18 protein-coding genes are annotated in these 19,697 nt (G+C 74.0%); 9 read left to right on the top strand and 9 right to left on the bottom strand.

Going from position 1 to position 19,697, the window contains the following annotated elements; genetic code table 11:
• Positions 1-33: 33 nt before the first annotated feature.
• Positions 34-1,134, bottom strand: coding sequence for a substrate-binding domain-containing protein (locus ACFV3I_RS14980; RefSeq protein ID WP_378823434.1), 1,101 nt, complete (start codon positions 1,132-1,134; stop codon positions 34-36).
• A gap of 193 nt (positions 1,135-1,327) precedes the next feature.
• Here ACFV3I_RS14980 and ACFV3I_RS14975 point away from each other — a divergent pair, with 193 nt between their 5' ends.
• Together ACFV3I_RS14975 and ACFV3I_RS14970 are read left to right on the top strand one after the other, a co-directional pair.
• The gene (locus ACFV3I_RS14975) at positions 1,328-2,341 is read left to right on the top strand and encodes a hydroxyacid dehydrogenase (protein WP_378823433.1); all 1,014 of its coding nucleotides are present in this window, start codon (positions 1,328-1,330) and stop codon (positions 2,339-2,341) included.
• Positions 2,338-4,344: a DUF2264 domain-containing protein gene (locus tag ACFV3I_RS14970; RefSeq protein WP_378823431.1), complete on the top strand. Its 2,007-nt coding sequence runs from the start codon at positions 2,338-2,340 to the stop codon at positions 4,342-4,344. Before ACFV3I_RS14975 ends, ACFV3I_RS14970 begins: the two co-directional genes overlap by 4 nt.
• A 2-nt stretch (positions 4,345-4,346) precedes the next feature.
• On the opposite strand, the gene ACFV3I_RS14965 is transcribed toward ACFV3I_RS14970, so the two are convergent.
• Complete coding sequence (locus ACFV3I_RS14965) at positions 4,347-5,309, bottom strand: LacI family DNA-binding transcriptional regulator (protein ID WP_378803836.1); 963 nt, start codon at positions 5,307-5,309, stop codon at positions 4,347-4,349.
• A gap of 141 nt (positions 5,310-5,450) precedes the next feature.
• On the opposite strand from ACFV3I_RS14965, the gene galT reads away from it, so the two are divergent.
• From galT to galE, 3 genes are read left to right on the top strand one after another with little or no spacing between them, the layout of a single operon-like run.
• Positions 5,451-6,620 carry a galactose-1-phosphate uridylyltransferase gene (galT, locus tag ACFV3I_RS14960; RefSeq protein ID WP_378803837.1) on the top strand — a complete coding sequence of 390 codons (1,170 nt, stop codon included), beginning with the start codon at positions 5,451-5,453 and terminating at the stop codon, positions 6,618-6,620.
• The gene (gene galK, locus ACFV3I_RS14955; RefSeq protein WP_206252647.1) at positions 6,617-7,795 is read left to right on the top strand and encodes a galactokinase; all 1,179 of its coding nucleotides are present in this window, start codon (positions 6,617-6,619) and stop codon (positions 7,793-7,795) included. Before galT ends, galK begins: the two co-directional genes overlap by 4 nt.
• Positions 7,796-7,841: 46 nt before the next feature.
• Entirely contained in the window at positions 7,842-8,822 is a 981-nt protein-coding gene (galE, locus tag ACFV3I_RS14950; protein WP_378823429.1) for a UDP-glucose 4-epimerase GalE, read from the top strand.
• A 3-nt stretch (positions 8,823-8,825) separates the two neighbouring features.
• On the opposite strand, the gene ACFV3I_RS14945 is transcribed toward galE, so the two are convergent.
• From ACFV3I_RS14945 to ACFV3I_RS14935, 3 genes are read right to left on the bottom strand one after another with little or no spacing between them, the layout of a single operon-like run.
• Complete coding sequence (locus ACFV3I_RS14945) at positions 8,826-10,151, bottom strand: MFS transporter (protein ID WP_378823427.1); 1,326 nt, start codon at positions 10,149-10,151, stop codon at positions 8,826-8,828.
• Positions 10,148-11,077, bottom strand: coding sequence for a polysaccharide deacetylase family protein (locus ACFV3I_RS14940; protein ID WP_378802829.1), 930 nt, complete (start codon positions 11,075-11,077; stop codon positions 10,148-10,150). Before ACFV3I_RS14940 ends, ACFV3I_RS14945 begins: the two co-directional genes overlap by 4 nt.
• A gap of 17 nt (positions 11,078-11,094) precedes the next feature.
• A complete protein-coding gene (locus ACFV3I_RS14935) occupies positions 11,095-12,243 on the bottom strand; it encodes an ROK family protein (RefSeq protein WP_247637787.1) in 1,149 nt (382 codons plus the stop codon).
• A gap of 122 nt (positions 12,244-12,365) precedes the next feature.
• Here ACFV3I_RS14935 and ACFV3I_RS14930 point away from each other — a divergent pair, with 122 nt between their 5' ends.
• The gene (locus ACFV3I_RS14930) at positions 12,366-12,893 is read left to right on the top strand and encodes a GNAT family N-acetyltransferase (protein ID WP_136028543.1); all 528 of its coding nucleotides are present in this window, start codon (positions 12,366-12,368) and stop codon (positions 12,891-12,893) included.
• A 24-nt stretch (positions 12,894-12,917) separates the two neighbouring features.
• Here ACFV3I_RS14930 and ACFV3I_RS14925 read toward each other — a convergent pair whose 3' ends face one another.
• Positions 12,918-14,366: a gamma-aminobutyraldehyde dehydrogenase gene (locus ACFV3I_RS14925; RefSeq protein WP_136028542.1), complete on the bottom strand. Its 1,449-nt coding sequence runs from the start codon at positions 14,364-14,366 to the stop codon at positions 12,918-12,920.
• A gap of 99 nt (positions 14,367-14,465) precedes the next feature.
• On the opposite strand from ACFV3I_RS14925, the gene ACFV3I_RS14920 reads away from it, so the two are divergent.
• From ACFV3I_RS14920 to ACFV3I_RS14910, 3 genes are read left to right on the top strand one after another with little or no spacing between them, the layout of a single operon-like run.
• Positions 14,466-14,930 carry an Lrp/AsnC family transcriptional regulator gene (locus ACFV3I_RS14920; protein WP_136036948.1) on the top strand — a complete coding sequence of 155 codons (465 nt, stop codon included), beginning with the start codon at positions 14,466-14,468 and terminating at the stop codon, positions 14,928-14,930.
• 25 nt (positions 14,931-14,955) lie between these two features.
• On the top strand, positions 14,956-16,359 hold the full coding sequence (locus ACFV3I_RS14915) for an NAD(P)/FAD-dependent oxidoreductase (protein WP_378823424.1): 1,404 nt from the start codon (positions 14,956-14,958) through the stop codon (positions 16,357-16,359).
• A complete protein-coding gene (locus tag ACFV3I_RS14910) occupies positions 16,356-16,706 on the top strand; it encodes a cupin domain-containing protein (RefSeq protein WP_378823422.1) in 351 nt (116 codons plus the stop codon). Before ACFV3I_RS14915 ends, ACFV3I_RS14910 begins: the two co-directional genes overlap by 4 nt.
• Before the next feature lie 3 nt (positions 16,707-16,709).
• On the opposite strand, the gene ACFV3I_RS14905 is transcribed toward ACFV3I_RS14910, so the two are convergent.
• Genes ACFV3I_RS14905 through ACFV3I_RS14895 form a run of 3 tightly spaced genes read right to left on the bottom strand, consistent with a single transcriptional unit; the run spans position 16,710 to position 19,507 of the window.
• Positions 16,710-17,708 (bottom strand): DNA-methyltransferase, encoded by a 999-nt coding sequence (locus ACFV3I_RS14905; protein ID WP_378823420.1) that lies wholly within the window; start codon positions 17,706-17,708, stop codon positions 16,710-16,712.
• Positions 17,687-18,736: a biotin/lipoate A/B protein ligase family protein gene (locus ACFV3I_RS14900; RefSeq protein ID WP_378823419.1), complete on the bottom strand. Its 1,050-nt coding sequence runs from the start codon at positions 18,734-18,736 to the stop codon at positions 17,687-17,689. Before ACFV3I_RS14900 ends, ACFV3I_RS14905 begins: the two co-directional genes overlap by 22 nt.
• Before the next feature lie 33 nt (positions 18,737-18,769).
• A complete protein-coding gene (locus ACFV3I_RS14895) occupies positions 18,770-19,507 on the bottom strand; it encodes a DUF1684 domain-containing protein (RefSeq protein ID WP_136036951.1) in 738 nt (245 codons plus the stop codon).
• Positions 19,508-19,697 lie beyond the last annotated feature (190 nt).

Raw genomic sequence — 19,697 nt, 5'->3', positions numbered from 1 at the left:
ACGGCCGGCCGCATCACCGCGCCGCCCGCCGGGTCACGCTTCCGGCGGCGACCCCGTGCTGGCGCGCACGTGCAGAGCCGGGGCCAGCGCCACCCGCTCCGCCGGGCGATCGATGCCGTCGCGCAGGCGTTCGCGGAGCAGCTCCACGGCGCGGCGGCCCAGCTGCGGCTTCGGCGGGCGCAGCGTGGTGAGGGGCGGGGCCCCGTTCATCGCGATCTCATCGTCGTAGGCGAGGAGCGACACGTCGCCCGGCACCCGCCACCCCGCATCCACCAGGTGCTGCTGCAGCAGGAGCGCCTGCGGGTCGGAGTGCACGAGCAGCGCGGTCGTCGCCGTCGCCCGGATCTCGTCGAGGAGCGCGGCGACGAAGGGCCCCACCGCCGACCGACCCATGCGGTCGAGGGCCACCTCGCGGTCGACCCCCGGCTCGAGACCGAGCTCCTCGACCGCACGGCCCCACCCGCGGCGCAGGGCGGCGGAGGTCGGCGACTGGGGCGAGGTGAGGATGCCGACCCGCCGATGGCCGAGGCCGGCGAGATGACTCGCGGCGAGCGCGCCCCCGAACGCATGATCGGTGACGACGCTCTCGAGACGCGTCAGCGCGAGCACGTCGGGCGCGCGACGCTCGACGAGCACGACGGGCAGGGGCAGCGCATCCAGCCAGGCGAGGAGGGCATGACCGTCCGCGCCCGCGGTCTCGGGAGCCACGATCAGCCCGTGGACCGTCCCCGACGCGACCAGGGCGGAGATCTGTCGGCGCTGGTCGGCGGCCGCATAGCTCGCCCCCCGGAGCACGATCTGCGTGTCGGTCTCGATCCCCGCCACGCGGGCGCCCTCCACCACCTGCGGCCAGTAGTAGCTCAGCGACGGCACCACCATGCCGAACCGTCGCGGAGCGGACAGCGGCCGAGACGCGGCCGGGTCGAGGGTGCTGCGGAGCGTGGCGCCGCCGTGCACGCGCGTGAGGAGCCCCCGCTCCGCGAGGTCGGCGATATCGCGGCGGATCGTCAGCTCGGCCACGCCCAGCTCGCGCGCGAGCGCGGACACCCGCACGGCCCCCGCGCGCCGCAGCTCGTCGAGGATCCGCTCGCGGCGGGAGATGCCGAAGCGCGGCGCCTCCTCCCCGCCGCTCACGCCGCGGCCTCCCCGTGTGTCGTGGATGCACGGCACCGCTCGGCCGAGCGGGCGCGGTGTGGGATCGGCATCGGGACTCCTTGTTCGAGTGTGTTCGATCATGACAGACCGTGTTCGTCTCCGTTGCGCGCACCGCTCCGCCGTCCTTCACTGGAGCGGCGCCGACGTCCGTCGCGCAGGCCCCGAGGAGACCATGTCCGCCCGTCCCACCGTCCTCGTCGCGATGTCCCCCGATGCCTGGGACCTCCTGTTCGACGGCCCCCGTCGCAACCGGCTCGCGGCTCTCGCCCTGATCGACGACCCCGTTCCCGTCACCGCCGTCGACGCCGCCGCCCCGCAGGAGCGCCTCGCTCGGGTGGAGGCGCTCGTCACGGGGTGGGGCGCGCCCGCGCTCGACGAGGCGGCCCTGGCCCGGCTCCCCCGGCTGCGCGCGGTGTTCCATGCCGCCGGGAGCGTCCGCGGCCTCGTGTCCGAGGCACTGTGGCACCGCGGCATCCTCGTCACCTCCGCCGCCGACGCCAACGCGGCCCCCGTCGCCGAGTACACCCTCGCGATGATCCTCCTCGCCGGCAAGCGAGCCCTCGTGCCCCTGCGGACGGCCGACCCGCAGCACGACCTCCGCACAGGCGCCCGCGTCGGCGGTCGCATCGGCAACCTCGACCGGACGGTCGGCATCGTCGGGTTCTCGCGCATCGGCCGGCGCGTGGTGGAGCTGCTCCGGCCGTTCCCCGGCATCGAGGCGCTCGTCGCGGATCCGTTCGCCGATGCGGCCGAGGTCAGGGCCGCGGGCGCCGAGCTCGTGCCGCTGGCGACACTGCTCCCCCGCGTGGACGTGCTGTCGCTGCACGCTCCGGCGCTCCCGGCGACCCGCGGCATGATCGGACGCGCACAGCTCGCCGCCCTCCGCGATGGCACGACCATCATCAACACGGCCCGCGGAGCGCTCCTCGACCACGACGCCCTCGCCGACGAGTGCGCGGACGGACGACTCGACGCCGTGCTCGACGTGACGGAACCCGAGCCCCTGCCCTTGGACTCGCGGTTGCTGCAGCTGCCGAACGTCGCGGTCACCCCGCACCTCGCCGGCTCGCTCGGCAGCGAGACGCGGCGGCTCGCCGATGCGGCCCTCGACGAGCTGGAGGCCTGGATCGCCGGGGCTCCCCCGCTCCACCCCGTGCGCCCGGCCGACCTGGAGCACGGCGCGTGAGCACTCTCGCCCTCCCTCCGGAGGACCGCGACCTGTCGCCGTACACCGGCTGGGGTCGCGCGCACCTCCAGGCGGTCGCCGACGCCATCCTCGACGGGGCCGCCCGGCACGCGAGCCCCACGGGCGCCGGTGTGCGCTATCCGGGCCGCCCTGGCGGATTCGGCCCCGCGGTCGACGCCCTGGAGGGCTTCAGCCGCACCTTCCTGCTCGCCGCGTTCCGCATCGCCGGAGACCCCGACGGCACCGGCGACCTGGCCGCGCGGTATGCGCGCGGACTCGCCGCCGGAGTGGACCGGGGGAACCCGGAGCGCTGGCCCCGGCCCGACGAGGTCGATCAGGCGAAGGTGGAGGCCGCAGCCCTCGCCGTCGGGCTCCACCTCACGCGGGACACCGTCTGGGCTCGACTCGACGACACGGCACGCACCCGCACGATCGACTACCTCGCCGGGTTCATCGGAGGCTCGTACCCGCCGAACAACTGGGCCTGGTTCCGCATCCTCGTCGAGCAGTTCCTGGAGAGCGTGGGCGGCCCGTTCTCGACGGAGGACCGCGAGGTCGACTTCGCCCTGCTCGACGGGTTCGAGCGGGCCCACGGCTGGACCTCCGACGGCGCCGCGCGCTCGTTCGACCACTACGCGGGCTGGGCGCTGTCCTTCTATCCCGCGATCTGGGCCGACATGGTCGCCGACGATCCGCGGCACACCGCCCGGATCGCCCGCTCCCGCGCCCGCCTCGACGACTACCTCGACGATGCCCTGCACCTCATCGGCGCCGACGGCGGACCGCTGATCCAGGGCCGCAGCCTCACATACCGGTTCGCGTCAGCGGCGGCGGCGGGCGCTGCGGCCTTCACGGGCGGATCGCGGCACGGCCCTGGCCTGCTGCGCCGCGCGATCAGCGGCCAGGTGCGGCACTTCGTCGACCGCGGGATCCCGGACGCGTCCGGCGTGCTCCCGCTGGGCTGGCACGGCGCGTGGCGGGCGCTCGCGCAGGATTACTCGGGCCCGGGGTCGCCGTCCTGGGCGGCGAAGGGGCTGTTCGCGCTCGCGCTGCCCGCCGCCCATCCGGTATGGACGGCCGTGGAAGAACCGTTGCCCATCGATGCGGGGTCGTTCGCGCGGGTGCTCGCCGCGCCCGGGTGGCTCGCGAGCGGCACCCAGGAGGACGGTGTCGTGCGCATCGTCAACCACGGCACCGACCACGGCGTTCCGGGAGAGCGCCATCCGGACGCGCCGCTCTACGCCAAGCTCGGCTACTCGACGGCGACCGCGCCCGTGCTCCGCACGCCCGGACTGACGGAGCCGCTCGACGGCACCGCCGCCCTGGTGCGGGACGGTCGCCCGAGTCACCGCTCCGGCTTCGCGACCGGGACGCTCTGCCAGCACGAGGGCACGCTGCTCGGCGGGTCGTCGGGGCGGGTGCACTGGCACCGGGAGTTCGTGTCGGCGTTCGACGTGGGCGGCGGTGCGGCGGCGCGCGTCACCGAGACGGGGCCGGTGCTCGACGTCGTGTCGGTCGTGCGCGGCGCCTGGGAGGTGCGGCTGGTGCGTGTCCGCGACGCGGAGGGGGAGGCGGCCGCGACGCGGGTGCGGGAGGGCGACCAGCTGCGCGTCGGGGGATGGGCGCTGTCGGGAGAGGATCTCGTCGAGGACGGCCCGGGGAGCGTGTCCGCCGGAGCCGAGGCGGGGAACGCGTCGCACGGCAGCGGGCGGCCCGGCGGTCGCGCGCCCGCGCGGCACAGCCGCCTCGTGGAGCTGCACGGCACGGACGGGGCGGCCTCGGGCGTGCGGGTCGAGTCCGACGTGACGCCCCTGGCCCCGCGGACGGCGACACCGTGGCTCACCGTTCCGGCGCGCCCGGGGGCCTGGGTGGCGGTGGGGGCGCTGCTCGGCGTGGCCTCGGCGTCGCCGCAGCTCACCCCGCAGGAGGGCGGGTGGCTGATCGTGTGGGCGGACGGGTCGACGACCGCGTGCGACGCGGAGGAGCTGCTGCCGTCCGGCTGACCTCAGCGGTGCGCGGTGCTGTCGCGCACGAGCAGCCGGGTGGGCACGATCGCACGGTCGCCGTCCGCCGCCGGGTCCGCTCCCTCGATCGCCGCGACGAGGGCCCCCACCGCCCGCTGTGCGAGAGCGGAGAAGTCCTGGCGGATGGTGGTGAGGGGCGGCAGGTAGTCCGCGGCATCCGGCACGTCGTCGAACCCCACCACGCTCACGTCCGCGGGAACACGGCGTCCGGACTCCGCCAGGGCCCGCAGCAGACCGAGGGCCATCTGGTCGTTCGCGCAGAACACGGCCGTCGCGGGAGCCAGCGCGGCACCTGCCGCGAATCCCGACCGCGAGGTCCAGTCGCCGCGGACCACCGCGGGCGCCGCGATCCCGCCCGCGGCGAGCGCCTCCCGCCATCCCCGCTCGCGCTCGGCGGCGGCGAAGGAGTCGGCGGGCCCGGCGAGATGGTGCACGGTGGCGTGTCCGAGGCTCAGCAGGTGCGCCGTGGCCGCGGCCGCCCCTCCCGCGTGATCGCTGTGCACGACGATCGCCCCGGTCTCGGCGGGCGCGTCGACCACCACGAGCCGCAGACCCGGAGGCCTCGGGGCGGACGGCACGAGCGCGGAGGCCTCGTTGAGCACGACCGCGCCGTCGACGCCCTGGTCCGCGAGCTGGGCGAACGCCGCCTCGACGCCCTCGGACGCGGTGACCACGGTGAGGGCGTAGCCGCGTTCGGCCGCCGCCTCGGCCGTCGCCTGCAGCATGCGGGAGTTGCCGATCGTCGCGAGGGTGGTGACGACGAGGCCGATCGTGTGCGAGCGGCCCGTGCGCAGGGCTCGCGCGGCGCGGTGCGGCCGGTAGCCGAGCTCCGCCATCGCCGCCTCGACGCGGGCACGCGTGGCCGGATCGACCCGCGGGCTGCCGTTGACGACGCGCGACACCGTCTGGCCCGAGACTCCGGCGCGCGCGGCGACCTGGGCCATGGAGACGCGGGCGTCCGGCGCGGCGGATGCGGAGGCGGGGGTGTCTCGTGCCACGCGTCCTCCGTTCACAACTCCGTCATGTTGACGTTATCACGCGCGGAGACCTACCATGTTGACGTGAACACGCCCGATTCCCCTGAGATGCGGACGCAGGTCCTCGGTGCCGGCGTCGTCCGCCGCGCCACGACCCTCGCCGACGGCCGCGACCTCTTCTACTACGACGACCCCGGCACCGCCCTCGGCGCGGAGCGAGCCGTCGACGCCCGCACCCTCGCCCCGCGACCCGACACCGCGACCATGCGGCTCGACGTGCTGACGGGCGACTGGATCACGGTCGCCGCGAATCGGCAGAACCGCGTGATGATGCCGAGCGCCGACGCCGACCCGCTCGCCCCGCAGACCCCGGGCAACCCGTCCGAGGTGCCGTCGCGCTACGACGTCGCCGTGTTCGAGAACCGCTCCCCGGCGTTCGGCCCCGCGCTCGCCGAGGCCGTGGGCGCCGCCCCCGCCGCCGCCGACGCCCCGCGCGGGCTCGACGACCTCGACGCCCCGGGCCTCGGTCGCACCCGCACCGCGGTCGGACGCTGCGAGGTCGTGTGCTTCAGCCCCGAGCCCGCGGGATCGTTCGGCACCCAGACCGTCACGCGCGCCCGCACCGTGATCGAGGCGTGGGCCGACCGCACCGAAGCCCTCTCCGCGCTGCCCGGTATCCAGCAGGTGTTCCCGTTCGAGAACCGCGGCGCCGAGATCGGGGTCACGCTGCCCCACCCGCACGGCCAGATCTACGCCTACCCGTACGTGACGCCGCGCACGACCCGCACGCTCGACATGATCGACCGCACCGCGCCCGACCTGTTCGCCCGCATCCTCGACACCGAGCAGCGGTCCGAGCGCGTCGTGCTCCGCGGCGAGCACTGGACCGCGTTCGTGCCCTTCGCCGCCCGCTGGCCGCTGGAGGTGCATCTGATGCCCCACCGCCACGTGCCCGACCTCGCCGCGACCACCGACGCCGAGCGCGACGAGCTCGCCCCGCTCTACCTGCGCCTGCTGCGCGGGGTCGACGCGCTGTACGACACCCCGACGCCCTACATCGCCGCGTGGCATCAGGCTCCCGTGCGCGTGGGCCGCGACAGCGTGCGCCTGCACCTGCAGCTGACGAGCCCCCGCCGCGCCGCCGACCGGCTCAAGTACCTCGCCGGCTCCGAGGCGGCGATGTGGGCGTGGGCCGCCGAGGTCACGCCGGAGCAGGGGGCCGAGCGCCTCCGCGACGCCATCGCCCGCACGGACGCCGTGGACGGAGTCTCCGCATGACCGCGGTGCGGGAGGCCGAGGCCCTGTTCGCGACCCTGACCGGGCACGGGCCGGACGGCGTGTGGTCGGCTCCCGGTCGCGTGAACCTGATCGGCGAGCACACCGACTACAACGACGGCTTCGTGCTGCCGTTCGCGATCCCGCAGCGCACGGCCGCGGCGGTCGGCGGGCGCGACGACGGTCGGCTCCGCGTCACCTCCACGTTCGCGGACGAGCCCGTGGAGGTCGCCCTCGACGACCTCGACCGCCTGTTCCCCACCGCGCCCGGGAGCCGCCCCGCGGTGCCGGAGTGGGCCGCGTACCCGCTCGGGGTGGCGTGGGCGCTGCGCCGGGCGACGGGGGTGCCGGGCCACGGCGCCGACATCGCGATCGCGTCGACCGTGCCGGTGGGCGCCGGACTGTCGTCGTCCGCCGCGATCGAGGGCGCCACGTCGTCCGCGCTGAACGAGCTGTGGGGCACCGGGCTCGACGCGGTGGCCCTCGCGCGCATCGGTCGCACGGCCGAGAACGAGGCGGTCGGCGCCCCCACCGGGATCATGGACCAGATGTCGTCGATGCTCGGCGAGCCCGACGCCGCGATCTTCCTCGACTGCCGCTCGCTGGAGGCCGAGGTCGTGCCTCTGGGCATGGCCGCGGCCGGGCTGTCCGTGCTGGTGATCGACACCCGCGTGAAGCACGCCCACTCGACCGGCGGCTACCGCGCGCGCCGCGAGTCGTGCGAGCGCGGCGCCGCGGCGCTCGGGGTGCCCGCGCTGCGCGACGTCGCGGTGGCGGACCTCGCCCGCGCGCAGGAGCTGCTCGACGACGAGACCTTCCGCCGCGTGCGCCACATCGTCACCGAGAACCAGCGCGTGCGCGACACCGTCACCGTGCTGCGGGCGGAGGGCGCGCGGGCCATCGGCGGCCTGCTCGTCGCCTCGCACGCCTCGATGCGCGACGACTTCGAGATCTCCACCCCCGAGCTCGACACCGCGGTCGACGCCGCGCTCGCCGCCGGTGCCCTGGGGGCGCGCATGACCGGCGGCGGCTTCGGGGGCGCGGCGATCGCGCTCGTGCCGCAGGACGAGGTCGAGGCGGTGACGACCGCCGTGCGCGCCCGGTTCGCCGAGGCCGGATACGCCGAGCCGCACGTGTTCACCGTCAGCCCGTCCGCAGGTCCGCACCGCGACGCCTGACACAATGAGTGGTCGAGCCGCCACGGTCGCGGCAGGAGAGGAACGCATGTCCTGGATCGTCACCGGCGGCGCCGGCTACATCGGTGCCCACGTGGTCCGCGCTCTCGCGGAGGCGGGTCTCACCCCGGTCGTGCTCGACGACCTGTCCAGCGGCGTCGCCTCGTTCGTGCCGGAGGGCGTGCCGTTCGTGCAGGGCAGCATCCTCGACCGCGACCTGGTCGAGAAGGCCCTGCGCGACCACGACGCCGACGGCGTGATCCACGTGGCCGGGTACAAGTACGCCGGGGTCTCCGTGCAGCGCCCGCTGCACACCTACGCGCAGAACGTCGAGGGCACCCGCGTGATCCTGGAGGCCATGCAGGCCGCCGGCGTCGCGAACATCGTGTTCTCCTCCTCGGCCGCCGTGTTCGGCACGCCCGACGTGCCGCTCGTGGTGGAGGACACCGCCAAGAAGCCGGCGAGCCCCTACGGGGAGTCGAAGCTGATCGGCGAGTGGCTGCTGCGCGACCAGGCCATCGCCACCGCCGCCAGCGAGCGGCCGCTCCGGCACACCTCGCTGCGCTACTTCAACGTCGTCGGCTCGGCCGACCCCGCGGTGTACGACGTGAGCCCGCACAACCTCTTCCCGATCGTGTTCGAGGCGCTGCTGGAGGGCCGCACCCCGAAGATCTTCGGCGACGACTACGACACCCCCGACGGCACGAACGTGCGCGACTACGTGCACGTGGGAGACATCGCCGCCGCGCACGTGGCCGCCGCGCAGCGCCTCGCGGCGGGCGAGCCCATCGAGCCGGCGTACAACCTCGGCTCGGGCGACGGCCTCAGCGTGGCGCAGATCATGGACGCGGTCGCCCGGGTCACGGGCATCGACTTCACGCCCGAGGTCGGCCCCCGGCGCCCGGGCGACCCCGACCGCATCGTGGCCACCGGCGAGCTCGCAGCGCGCGACCTCGACTGGCGCATGCGGTACACGGTCGACGAGATGGTGCGCACGGGCTGGGAAGCACGGCGGGCCGCCGGCGCCTGAGCCTCACACGTCGCGGGTGCGGATGGGGTAGAGCCAGAAGCACAGCCACGCGAGCGCGGTGAACCCCAGCGGGATCACCGCCAGCATGAGCCGGATGCCGCCGTCGACCGTGTCGGGCTGCGCCTCGCCGAGCGTCGCGTCGAACCCCGACGCCGTGAGCACGACCGCCGCGACGATCGCCTGCAGCACGACGGAGCCGCGGACGACGAAGCCGTTGACGCCGAAGTACGCGCCCTCCCGCCGATGCCCCGTGCGCGTCGCGTCGTCGTCGATGATCTGCGCCAGCACGACCTCGAGCAGTTGCAGCAGCCCGCCCACGCCCACGCCCACCGCGACGCCGACGAGAGCCGCTCCGAGCACCGACGTGGGGATCAGATACCCGAGCACCGCGACCCCGAACACCGCCACGCTCCACAGCAGGGCCGTGCGGGGGGAGGTGCGGCGGACCACCGTGCTCCACAGCACGATCGACGGGATCGCGGTCACGAAGATCGCACCGAGCAGCAGGCTGCCCTCCCCCTCCGCCGCACCCAGCGAGTACCGCACGTAGAACGGGACCGACGCGAGGATCACCGCGATCGAGGTCTGCACGCACAGCGACCCCAGCACGTACGGCACGAACGCCCGATTGCGAAACGTGTAGGTGAGCTGGTCGCGCCAGCGCATCGCCTCGGACGCCGCCTCCGGCACGCGCCGCTCGATCATGCCGCCGAAGAACGACCACGCCAGCAGCACGAGGCACACGCCGGACAGCACGAGCGCCATGCCCGGCCAGCCGATCGCGTCGTACAGTGCCGGGGCGCCCGCCGTGCCGAGCACCATGCCGAGGATCGCGAAGATCTGCCGCGGCACGTTGCCCCGCGCGCGCTCCTCCGTCGTGCGGAAGATCTCCGGGAACAGCGCCGAGATGTTGAGCACCACCACCACGAACGCGATGTCGTAGACCGCGACCACCACCAGGAACCAGGCGATGAGGCCGTCCGCGGGCAGGTCGGGCGGCATCCACACCAGCGCGAACGCCACCACCAGCGGCACGATGCCGAGGCCGATCCACGGGATGCGGCGGCCCCACGGCGTGCGGATCCGGTCGGACAGCGCGCCCACCAGCGGGTTGAGCGCCGCGTTCAGGATGCCGTGCGCGACCATCGCGACGGCCACCCAGGTGGCGGGCACCACGAGGTGCGACACGTAGAAGTAGACGACGAACGCGGAGAACGTCTGCGTCATCAGCTGCGTGGGGAACCCGGACGCCCCGAACGCGATCGACTGCGCCCGCGTCGGGGCCGCGTCGAGGCGACGGTCGCGCAGCCGGTCCGCGAGCGCCGTCACCGGGCCGCCCCGCGCTGCAGGTCGCGCAGGTCGCGCCAGCCGACCCGCACCAGGCCCTCGTCGTCGATCGTCTGCTCCACGAGCGGGTCGTCGAGCAGCCGCAGCTCGTAGCCGCGCTTGGCCGCCCCGAAGTCGACGGCGGCGCGCAGCTCGGCGCCGTCGGTCATCGGGTGCAGGTAGATCTCGGTCACGCCGGGCGGCACGGCCCGCAGCACGTCGAGGAACCCGTCGCGCACCCGCTCGTACGTCTCCTCCTGCGCCGTGCCCTCACCGGCCAGCTCGAACGGGTGCGTCCACAGCCGGTCGATGATCTCCACGCCGAGCGCATCGGCGGCGGCCGTGGCCTCCGCGAGCTTCGCCTGCAGCTCCTGGTCGGCCTCCGCGCCCTCCCGGTACCGCGGAAGCCGGAACGGCAGGCCGAGCCGGGCGGCGAGCTCGAACACCGGCCGCAGGAAGTCGCGCCCGCTCTGCAGTCCATAGACCGAGCCCATGTGGTTGTCGAGGTGTGTGACGTCGACTCCGGCGTCGAGCGCGGCCTGCACCTGCGCCGCCAGCTCGGCGGCCACGTCGGCCTCGGATGCCCCCTGCTCGACCGCGGCGACCTCGTTCGGGAAGAAGCCGTCGCCGTCGACCAGGGTGGTGCCGGGTCCGGTGAGCGGACGCCACCGGTAGCGCCGCCACTCGCTGGTGAGCACGAGGTGCACGCCCACATCGAGGTCGCGTCGACCGGCGGCGAACGCGAGCGCCTCGGGCGCCCAGGCGCACGGGACCATGACGGTCGCGCTGTCGATGCGGCCCCGCTCGAGTAGGCTCCCGATCGCCGTGTTCGCCGCGTGGCACATGCCGAAGTCGTCGGCGTTGAGGATGATCGCCCTGGCACCGGACGGGAGACCGAGCCGGTCGGCGAGCGGGGGCGGAGTGGTCATGGCGGGTCCTGTCGGGGTCAGCGGCCGGGTCGGGGGGTGGCGGCCGCGGGGGTGAGGAGACGGGAGAAGACGAGCGCGCGCAGGGCGGAGGCGGCCTCGCCCACGACCCCGACGAGCGGAGCCTCCGGGCCGAACGCCGAGACGAGGAACCGGAGCGGCAGCTGCGCGGCGAACTCCTCCGCGACGCGGTCGACCGCCTCCACGAGCGCGGGGTGCGCGGCCTCGCCGCCGAGGATGAACGCCTCGGGGTCGAGCACGAGCGCCACGGTGCCCGCCGCCACCACCAGGCGCCGGCCGATCTCGGCCACCAGCTCGCGCGCCTTCTCGTCGCCCTGCTGCGCGGCTTCGAGGTGGGCCAGCAGCGGCGCCCGCACGTCGAGGCCCAGACCGAGCGCGAGGTCGTGCACCACCTCCTCCCCCACGACGGGGGCGCCGATCGGCAGCGGCGACTGCGGCAGGTACATGATCTCGCCCGCGACACCCGAGAAGCCCCGGTGCAGCAGCCCCTCGATCACGATGCCCGCGCCGAGGTCGTCGTCGAGCAGGAACAGGGCGAAGCTGCTCAGCTCGGCCCCCGCCCCCGCCGTCAGCTCCGCGAGCGCGGCCAGGTTCACGTCGTTCTCCACCTGCACCGGGCACCCGAGCGCCGTCTGCAGCGCCGAGCGGAACGCACCGCCGTCCGGGCCCTGGTCGTCGCGGATGCCTCCGTCGGCCGTCACGATGCCGGGCACCCCGACCACCGCGAGATGCAGCGGGCCGCGCGTGGACTCCCGGCACGACGCCACGAGCCCGGCGATGTGCCCGACCCGGTCCCCGGACGAGGGGAACGGCGCGTGCTGCTCGGCCCGCACGGTCCCGGTCGCATCGACCAGCACGACGTGGGCGGCATGATGGTCCACGTGCACCGCGGCGGCGACGCCGAGCAGCGGGTGCAGGGCCACGCGCCCCGCGGCGGGACCCCGCGCACCGCGGTCGACGCCGGCGGCCGCCACCGCACCGCCCGCCTCCAGCATCCGCAGCACCTGGGTCACGGCCGTGCGCGACAGCCCGGTCGCCGCCATCAGCTCCGCGCGCGTCTGCGGACCGCTGTCGGCGAGCCGCTCCAGGATCGCGCGGCCGTTGAGCGACCGGAGCAGGCTCTGCGGTCCGGCAAGGGGTCGTGACATGCGGCTGATCCTCGGAGGTGTCGATGCTCGTGGTTCGGCTCGGGTGCCCGGCCAGCATGCTACATCCGGCCGCGTGCGTCCACCCCGATTCCGCCGTCGCCGCGCGCACCTAGGGTGGAGGGATGACGTCCTTCGTGATCCGCGACGCCCGCGCCGACGACGCCGATGCCGTGGCCCGAGTGCACGTGCGCTCGTGGCAGACCGCCTACCGCGGCCTGATCGACCAGGAGGTGCTCGACGGGCTCTCGGTCTCGGAGCGCGCCGAGGGGTGGCGGCGGATCTTCGCCGACCCGCTGCCCACGAGCCTGGGCACCCTGGTGGCGGTGCGCGACGGTGCGGTGATCGCGTGGGCGTCGTTCGGCTCGGGGCGCGACCCCGACGGTCTCGACGACGCCGAGCTGTACGGCATCTACGCCGACCCGGACACGTGGTCGACGGGCGCGGGTCATGCGCTGCTCGAAGCCGCGGAGGCGCGCATGATCGAGGCCGGGCACACGCGCGGCTACCTGTGGGTGCTCGACGGCAACGACCGCGCCGACGGGTTCTACGCCCGGCACGGGTGGGAGCTCGACGGGGCGACCAAGATCGACCAGCGCCCGCAGTTCACGCTCCGCGAGCACCGCCGCGTCAAGCTGCTCGGCCCGCGCTGAGCCCGGACGGCCCGGGGCCGCCCGTCAGTCGATCGCGCTCATGACGTGCTTGAGGCGGGTGTAGTCGTCGAAGCCGTACTGGGACAGGTCCTTGCCGTAGCCGGAGTGCTTGAAGCCGCCGTGCGGCATGTCCGAAACGAACGGCAGGTGGGTGTTGATCCACACGCACCCGAAGTCGAGGTCGCGCGAGAAGCGCATCGCCCTGGCGTGATCCGTGGTCCACACCGACGCCGCGAGCGCGTACGGCACGCCGTTGGCGAGGGCCAGCGCCTCCTCCTCGGTCTCGAACGACTGCACGGTGAGCACGGGTCCGAAGATCTCGCCCTGCACGACCTCGTCGTCCTGCCGCACACCGGTCACGATCGTCGCCTCCCAGAAGTAGCCGCGGTCGCCCTGCCGGCGGCCGCCGGTGGCCACGGTGGCGTGCGCGGGGAGGCGGTCGATGAAGCCCTGCACCTGGGCGAGCTGGGCGGCGCTGCTGAGCGGTCCGTAGAGCACGCCCCGGTCGTGCGGGCCGCCGGTGCGCGCGTGCGTGCGGGCGCGGGCGACCAGGGCCGCCACGAGCTCGTCGTGCTTGGACGCGTGCACGAGCACCCGGGTGGCGGCCGTGCAGTCCTGTCCCGCGTTGAAGAACGCCCCGGCGACGATTCCCTCCACGGCGCGGTCGAGCGCCGCGTCGGCGAACACCAGGGCGGGCGCCTTGCCGCCGAGCTCCAGGTGCACGCGCTTCACGTCGTCGGCGGCCGATCGGGCGACCGCCATGCCCGCGCGCACCGAGCCGGTGATCGCGACCATCTGCGGCACCGGGTGGGCGATCAGCGCAGCGCCGGTGTCGCGGTCGCCCAGCACCACGTTGAACACTCCGGGCGGAGTGTGCCGCGCGACGATCTCGGCGAGCAGCAGCGTGGTGAGCGGCGTCGCCTCCGCGGGCTTGAGCACCACGGTGTTGCCCGCGGCGAGCGCCGGCGCGATCTTCCACACCGCCATGTTGAGCGGATAGTTCCACGGGGTGACCTGCGCGATGACCCCGATCGGCTCGCGGCGCACGAACGACGTGTGCCCGGCGACGTACTCCGCGGCGGCGCGCCCCTCGAGGCTGCGCGCGGCACCCGCGAAGAAGCGCAGCTGGTCGATGGACTGCTCGATCTCGTCGGCGACCAGCGTGGCGCGGGGCTTGCCGGTGTCGCGGGACTCCAGGTCGGCGAACTCCTCCGCTCGCTCGGCCATCTCGTCGGCGATGCGGAACAGGGCGAGCTGGCGCTGCGCGGGCGTGGTGTCGCGCCACTCGGGGAACGCGGCGGCCGCGGCGGCGACGGCCGCGTCCACGTCGGCGGCGTCGGACAGGGGGATCTCGCCGTACGGCTCCTCGGTCGCCGGGTCGATCAGCGGCAGCCGTCCCGGTCCGTGCGCGGGCACGGCGCGGCCGCCGAGGAAGTTGTGCAGGGGCTCGGTCGTCGTCGACGGGGTGTGCATGGCGCCATGGTAGCCACTCGAACGCGGAATCTGAAGGATGACGAGGGTCGAACGACGGAATCAGTTGCGACAGCCCCCTGAGAATGTCACTATCGGTACATGACTCCGACGCCGCAGCCGCCCCTCGACGACATCTCCAAGCGCATCGTCGAGCTGCTGCAGGAGGACGGCCGCCGTCCCTACTCCGAGATCGCGCGCGAGGTCGGACTCAGCGAGGCCGCCGCCCGCCAGCGGGTGCAGCGCATGACCGAGGCCGGGATCATCCAGATCGTCGCCGTCACCGATCCGCTCCAGCTCGGCTTCCGGCGCATGTCGATGATCGGCATCCGCGTCTCCGGCGACCCCCGCGCGATCGCCGAGGAGCTGACCGCGATCACCGAGCTCGCGTACGTCGTCGTCACGCTCGGCACCTTCGACATCCTCGTCGAGGCGGTGTGCGAGGACGACGACCACCTGATCGACCTCATCGCCACCCGCATCCGCACCATCCCCGGCATCGTGCAGACCGAGAGCCTGCTCTACGCCGGACTGTACAAAGACCTCTACAACTGGGGAACGCGCTGACGCGTCCCCGCACCCGGGAGTGAACATGGGCACCACGGTCTTCGAACGCCGGCGTCCCGCGCCGTCCGTCATCGACGAGTCCCTGCGCGACACCGCCCTGTCGGTCTTCTGGCTCGACGACGTCGACCGCCCGACGCATCCGCCGCTGCGCGGGGCGGCGCACGCCGACCTCGCGATCGTCGGCGGCGGCTACACCGGGCTGTGGACCGCGATCAGGGCGAAGGAGCGCGACCCCGGCCGCACGGTCGTGCTGCTGGAGGCCTCGCGCGTGGCCTGGGCCGCGTCGGGGCGCAACGGCGGCTTCTGCGAGGCCAGCATCACGCACGGCCACGAGAACGGCGTGAACCGGTGGCCGGAGGAGATCGACCGGCTCGAGGAGCTGGGGCGGCAGAACCTCGACGGCATCGAGGACACCGTGCGCCGGTACGCCCTCGACGCCGAGTTCGAGCGCACGGGCCAGCTGGCCGTGGCCGTGGAGCCGCACCAGGTGGAGTGGCTGCGCGAGGAGGAGGGCTTCCTCGACCGCGACGCCGTGCAGGCCGAGGTGCACTCCCCCACGTTCCTCGCCGGCGCCTGGGACCGGGAGGGCACGGCCCTCGTGCACCCCGCCAAGCTCGGCCTGGAGCTCGCGCGCCTGGCCGTCGAGCTCGGCGTGCAGATCCACGAGCACACGATGGTGCGCCGCATCGAGGGACCCGACGCCGGCCCGGTCGCCCTCGTGACCGACGGCGGACGGGTGACCGCGGAGAACATCGCCCTCGCCACGAACGTGTTCCCTTCGCTGCTGAAGCGCAACCGGCTCATGACGGTGCCCGTGTACGACTACGTGCTGATGACCGAGCCGCTGTCGGCGGAGCAGCTCGACGCGATCGCCTGGCGCAACCGCCAGGGCCTCGCCGACAGCGCCAACCAGTTCCACTACTACCGGCTCACCGCCGACGACCGGATCCTGTTCGGCGGCTACGACGCGGTCTACCACTTCGGCGGGAAGGTGCGCCCCGCGTACGAGGACCGGATGGAGAGCCACCGCCGCCTCGCCTCCCACTTCTTCACCACGTTCCCGCAGCTCGCCGGGCTCCGCTTCTCGCACCGCTGGGCGGGGGCGATCGACTCCTCCAGCCGGTTCTGCGCGTTCTTCGGCACGGCCCGCCGCGGACGCGTGGCCTACGCCACGGGATTCACCGGGCTCGGGGTGGGCGCCGCCCGGTTCGCCGCTGATGTGATGCTCGACAAGCTCGCCGGGGAGGAGACCGAGCGCACGGAGCTGCGCATGGTGCGCGAGAAGCCGATCCCCTTCCCGCCCGAGCCCGCCGCCTCGATCGGCATCAACCTGGTACGCGCCGCGATGGACCGCGCCGACCACGACGGGGGACGACGCGGCCCGTTCCTGAAGACGCTCGACGCCCTCGGCATGGGGTTCGACTCGTGACCGCGCTGACACCGGGCACGCCCGTGGACGCGCGCGCCGTCGCCCTCGCGCACGAGCCCCTGCCCGCGGACGAGGTGCGCGACGGAGCGCCGACCGCGGCGTATGCCGTGCTCGACGCCGCGGGCGGGACGGAGATCGGCGTCTGGGAGATGACGCCGGGCGCCGCGAGCGACACCGAGGAGGACGAGGTGTTCGTGGTGCTGTCGGGCCGCGCGACCATCGAGTTCACCGAGCCCGCGCTGCCGTCTGTCGAGGTCGGGCCCGGGTCGGTGATGCGCCTGTCGGCCGGCATGCGCACGGTGTGGACGGTGACCGAGACGCTGCGCAAGGTCTCCCTCGCGGTCTGAGCCTCAGCCGCGACGGACCTCGGCGTGCGGCATGCGCTCGGCCATGATCCGCACCGCCTCGGGGTTGTCGTCGACCAGCACCGCGTCACGGCCCAGCGCCGACGCCACCGCCCCGGTCGTGCCGCTGCCGGCGAAGAGGTCGAGCACGCGATCGCCCGGACGGCTCGACGCCGTGACGATGCGCCGCAGGATCCCCTCGGGCTTCTGCGTCGGATAGCCCGTCTTCTCGCGACCCGTGGTGGGGACGATGGTGTGCCACCACACGTCGGTGGGGAGCTTGCCGCGCGCCGCCTTCTCCGCCGTGACCAGACCGGGAGCCATGTACGGCTCGCGGTCGACGTCGTCGGAGTTGAACACGTACGCGCGCGGGTTCTTCACGTACACCAGGATCGTGTCGTGCTTGGTGGGCCAGCGCCGCCGCGACTTCGCCCCGTAGTCGTAGGCCCAGATCAGCTCGTTGAGGAAGCAGTCGCGCCCGAACACCGCGTCGAGCATCACCTTGGCGTAGTGCGCCTCCCGGTAGTCGAGGTGCAGATACAGCGTGCCGTCGTCGCCCAGGAGCCGCCACGCCTCCTCCAGCCGCGGCATCAGGAAGGCGCCGTAGTCGTCGAAGCTGTCGTCGTACGCGCGGAGCATGCCCCGCACCCGCTCGTACGCGTGGCCGTGGAACCCGTGCCGCACCTCGGCCTCCGCCGCCGCGGGTTCGGAACTCCGGAGATCCGCCGGCGAATCCCGCGTGTCGGCGCCGGGGGCCACCGGATCGGCGAGGTCGTGAGGAGTCGTGAACGTCCGCCGTGCGGTCACGACCTGCCGCTCGCGCGCCCGCCCGGTGTTGAACGGCGGATCGAGGTACACCAGCGTGAACGATCCGGACGGCAGCGTCGCGGCGACGGCGAGGTTGTCGCCCTCCACGATCTCGACCGCACCCCGCGGCGCCCCCTCCGCGGCGACGGGACGGCCCGCGCCCGCGTCCGAGGTCGTCACGGCACCCGGTGCAGCCACGCGTCGGTGGAGAACTTCGACTCCACCAGAGCCTCGGCGTCGGCGTACTCCTCCGGCGTGATCGTGCCGTCTTCGGCGGACGTGAGCGAGCGGAACGTCTCCACGAACCGGTCGATGATCTCCGCCCGCTCGAGCCCGGTCTGGCTGCGCAGCGGGTCGACGCGCTTCGTCGCCGAGGTGGTGCCCTTGTCGCTCAGCTTCTCGCGGCCGATGCGCAGCACCTCGGTCATCACCTGACCGTCGATGTCGTACGACAGCGTCGCGTGGTGCAGCACCCCGCCGTTGGCGAGACGCTTCTGCGCGGCGCCGCCGATCTTGCCGGTGGGGCTCGCGATGTCGTTGAGCGGCTGGTACACCGCGTCGATGCCGAGCGAGCGCAGCGCCTGCAGCACCCAGTCGTCCAGGAACGCGTAGGAGTCGGCGAAGGTCATGCCCGCCACGAGCGACGCCGGCACGTACAGCGAGTAGGTGATGATCTGGCCGGCCGCCATGAGCATGGCCCCGCCGCCGGAGATGCGGCGCACCACGTCGAACCCGTGCCGGGCCGCGCCCTCCGGGTCGACCTCGTTGCGGTACGACTGGAACGAGCCGATCACGACCGCCGACTCGTCCCACTCCCAGATGCGCAGCGTGGGACGACGACGCCCCTCGCCCACGCGCGACGTGAGCACCTCGTCGAGCGCGAGGTTCATGCGCGGGGAGACGGCCCTGTCGTGCACGATCTCCCAGTCGAAGTCGCGCCAGCCCGGCGCGGTGACCAGGGCGCGTCGCACGGCGGTGCCGACCGCCTCCGGCGTGAAGCCGAGCAGCTGCGCCCCCTCGGGGAGGGCCCCGCGGACGGCGGCCGCGATCGCGGAGGCGTCGGACTCCACGGGCAGCCCCTCGACCGCCGCGTTGATGTCGTCGAGCGCCGAGTCCGGTTCCAGGAAGAAGTCGCCGGCGAGCCGGAACCGCGCGATCCGGTCGTTCTCCACCTCGAGGTCGACGACGACGAGCTTGCCCCCAGGGACCTTGTATTCACCGTGCACGACTCCAGCTTAAGGCGCGCCGTGCCGCGCGGGTCAGCCGCCGAGCACCACCACGCGCTCCCCCGCGCGGATGGGCGTGGAGTAGCGGTTGCCCGGTGGCGGCAGCGGGCACACGAACTGGTCGGAGAACGCGCACGGCGGCAGGTAGGCGCGCGTGAAGTCGAGCACCGCCGTCCCGTCCTCGGCGGGCTCGTCGACCGGGAGGAAACGGAACCGGTACGTCTCCAGGCCGCTGGTGCCGTCGGAGAACACCGCGCTCAGCGTGCCCTGGCCGGTGCGGGTGACCGTGAGGGTGTGCGGGGCTCCGGCGAGCGTGAAGTGCAGGCGCCCCGCCACGTCCGTCTCGCGCGAGGCGCCGTCGACCGAGGTCACCAGGATCCGCTCGCCCGGCGTCGGCTCGAACGTAGCGGGCAGCCGCCACCGCTCGTCCGGGGCGTAGGCGTCGATCGCCGTGAACCACTCCCGCTGCGGGCGCGCGGGGTTCCACACGCGCAGCGCGATCGCTCCGTTGCGGTCGAACACGCGCAGCTCGCGGCGACCGAGACGCAGGGTCTGCGCGCCACGGAGGGTGACGCTCGACCCCGCCTGACCGAGCTCGGTGCCGCGGATGCCATCGTCGCCGGCGAGGGCCCAGAGCCCGGGGATGCCGTCGACGGCCGCGGGCTCGCTGATGAGCCAGTTCGTGGACTCGAGCGCGGACGGCCCGTACTCCGCGCCGGCGTAGCGCTCGCGCGCCGCATGCCATTCGTGCCAGTCGCTCCGGAAACCCATCGCCGCGCGCCCTCCCGTCCCTGCTGCGGATGAGCCGAATCTAGGTCGCCGACGCCGGGCGCGGCGCGCTCGCGTCACACTCCTTCACCGCGCGTCATCCCGCGTCACAGTCCGCCTCGGTCGCGTGCGGGTGTGGGTGCGGACGGGCCGGTGCGGGTGCGAAAAGGGGCCCACGAGGCCGGGCGGAGGG

It is taken from the genome of Microbacterium sp. NPDC059771, from assembly GCF_042732495.1.
In the GTDB taxonomy this organism is placed as follows: Bacteria; Actinomycetota; Actinomycetes; order Actinomycetales; family Microbacteriaceae; genus Microbacterium; species Microbacterium sufflavum.
This window is presented reverse-complemented; position numbering and strand designations above follow the sequence as displayed.

Coding starts and splice junctions, on each gene's coding strand:
- ACFV3I_RS14975 (WP_378823433.1), top strand. CDS start 1,328: ATGTCCGCCCGTCCCACCGTCCTCGTCGCGATGTCCCCCGATGCCTGG.
- ACFV3I_RS14895 (WP_136036951.1), bottom strand. CDS start 19,507: ATGGGTTTCCGGAGCGACTGGCACGAATGGCATGCGGCGCGCGAGCGC.
- galE (WP_378823429.1), top strand. CDS start 7,842: ATGTCCTGGATCGTCACCGGCGGCGCCGGCTACATCGGTGCCCACGTG.
- ACFV3I_RS14930 (WP_136028543.1), top strand. CDS start 12,366: ATGACGTCCTTCGTGATCCGCGACGCCCGCGCCGACGACGCCGATGCC.
- ACFV3I_RS14915 (WP_378823424.1), top strand. CDS start 14,956: ATGGGCACCACGGTCTTCGAACGCCGGCGTCCCGCGCCGTCCGTCATC.
- galT (WP_378803837.1), top strand. CDS start 5,451: ATGCGGACGCAGGTCCTCGGTGCCGGCGTCGTCCGCCGCGCCACGACC.
- ACFV3I_RS14965 (WP_378803836.1), bottom strand. CDS start 5,309: ATGGCCCAGGTCGCCGCGCGCGCCGGAGTCTCGGGCCAGACGGTGTCG.
- ACFV3I_RS14925 (WP_136028542.1), bottom strand. CDS start 14,366: ATGCACACCCCGTCGACGACGACCGAGCCCCTGCACAACTTCCTCGGC.
- ACFV3I_RS14940 (WP_378802829.1), bottom strand. CDS start 11,077: ATGACCACTCCGCCCCCGCTCGCCGACCGGCTCGGTCTCCCGTCCGGT.
- ACFV3I_RS14920 (WP_136036948.1), top strand. CDS start 14,466: ATGACTCCGACGCCGCAGCCGCCCCTCGACGACATCTCCAAGCGCATC.
- galK (WP_206252647.1), top strand. CDS start 6,617: ATGACCGCGGTGCGGGAGGCCGAGGCCCTGTTCGCGACCCTGACCGGG.
- ACFV3I_RS14935 (WP_247637787.1), bottom strand. CDS start 12,243: ATGTCACGACCCCTTGCCGGACCGCAGAGCCTGCTCCGGTCGCTCAAC.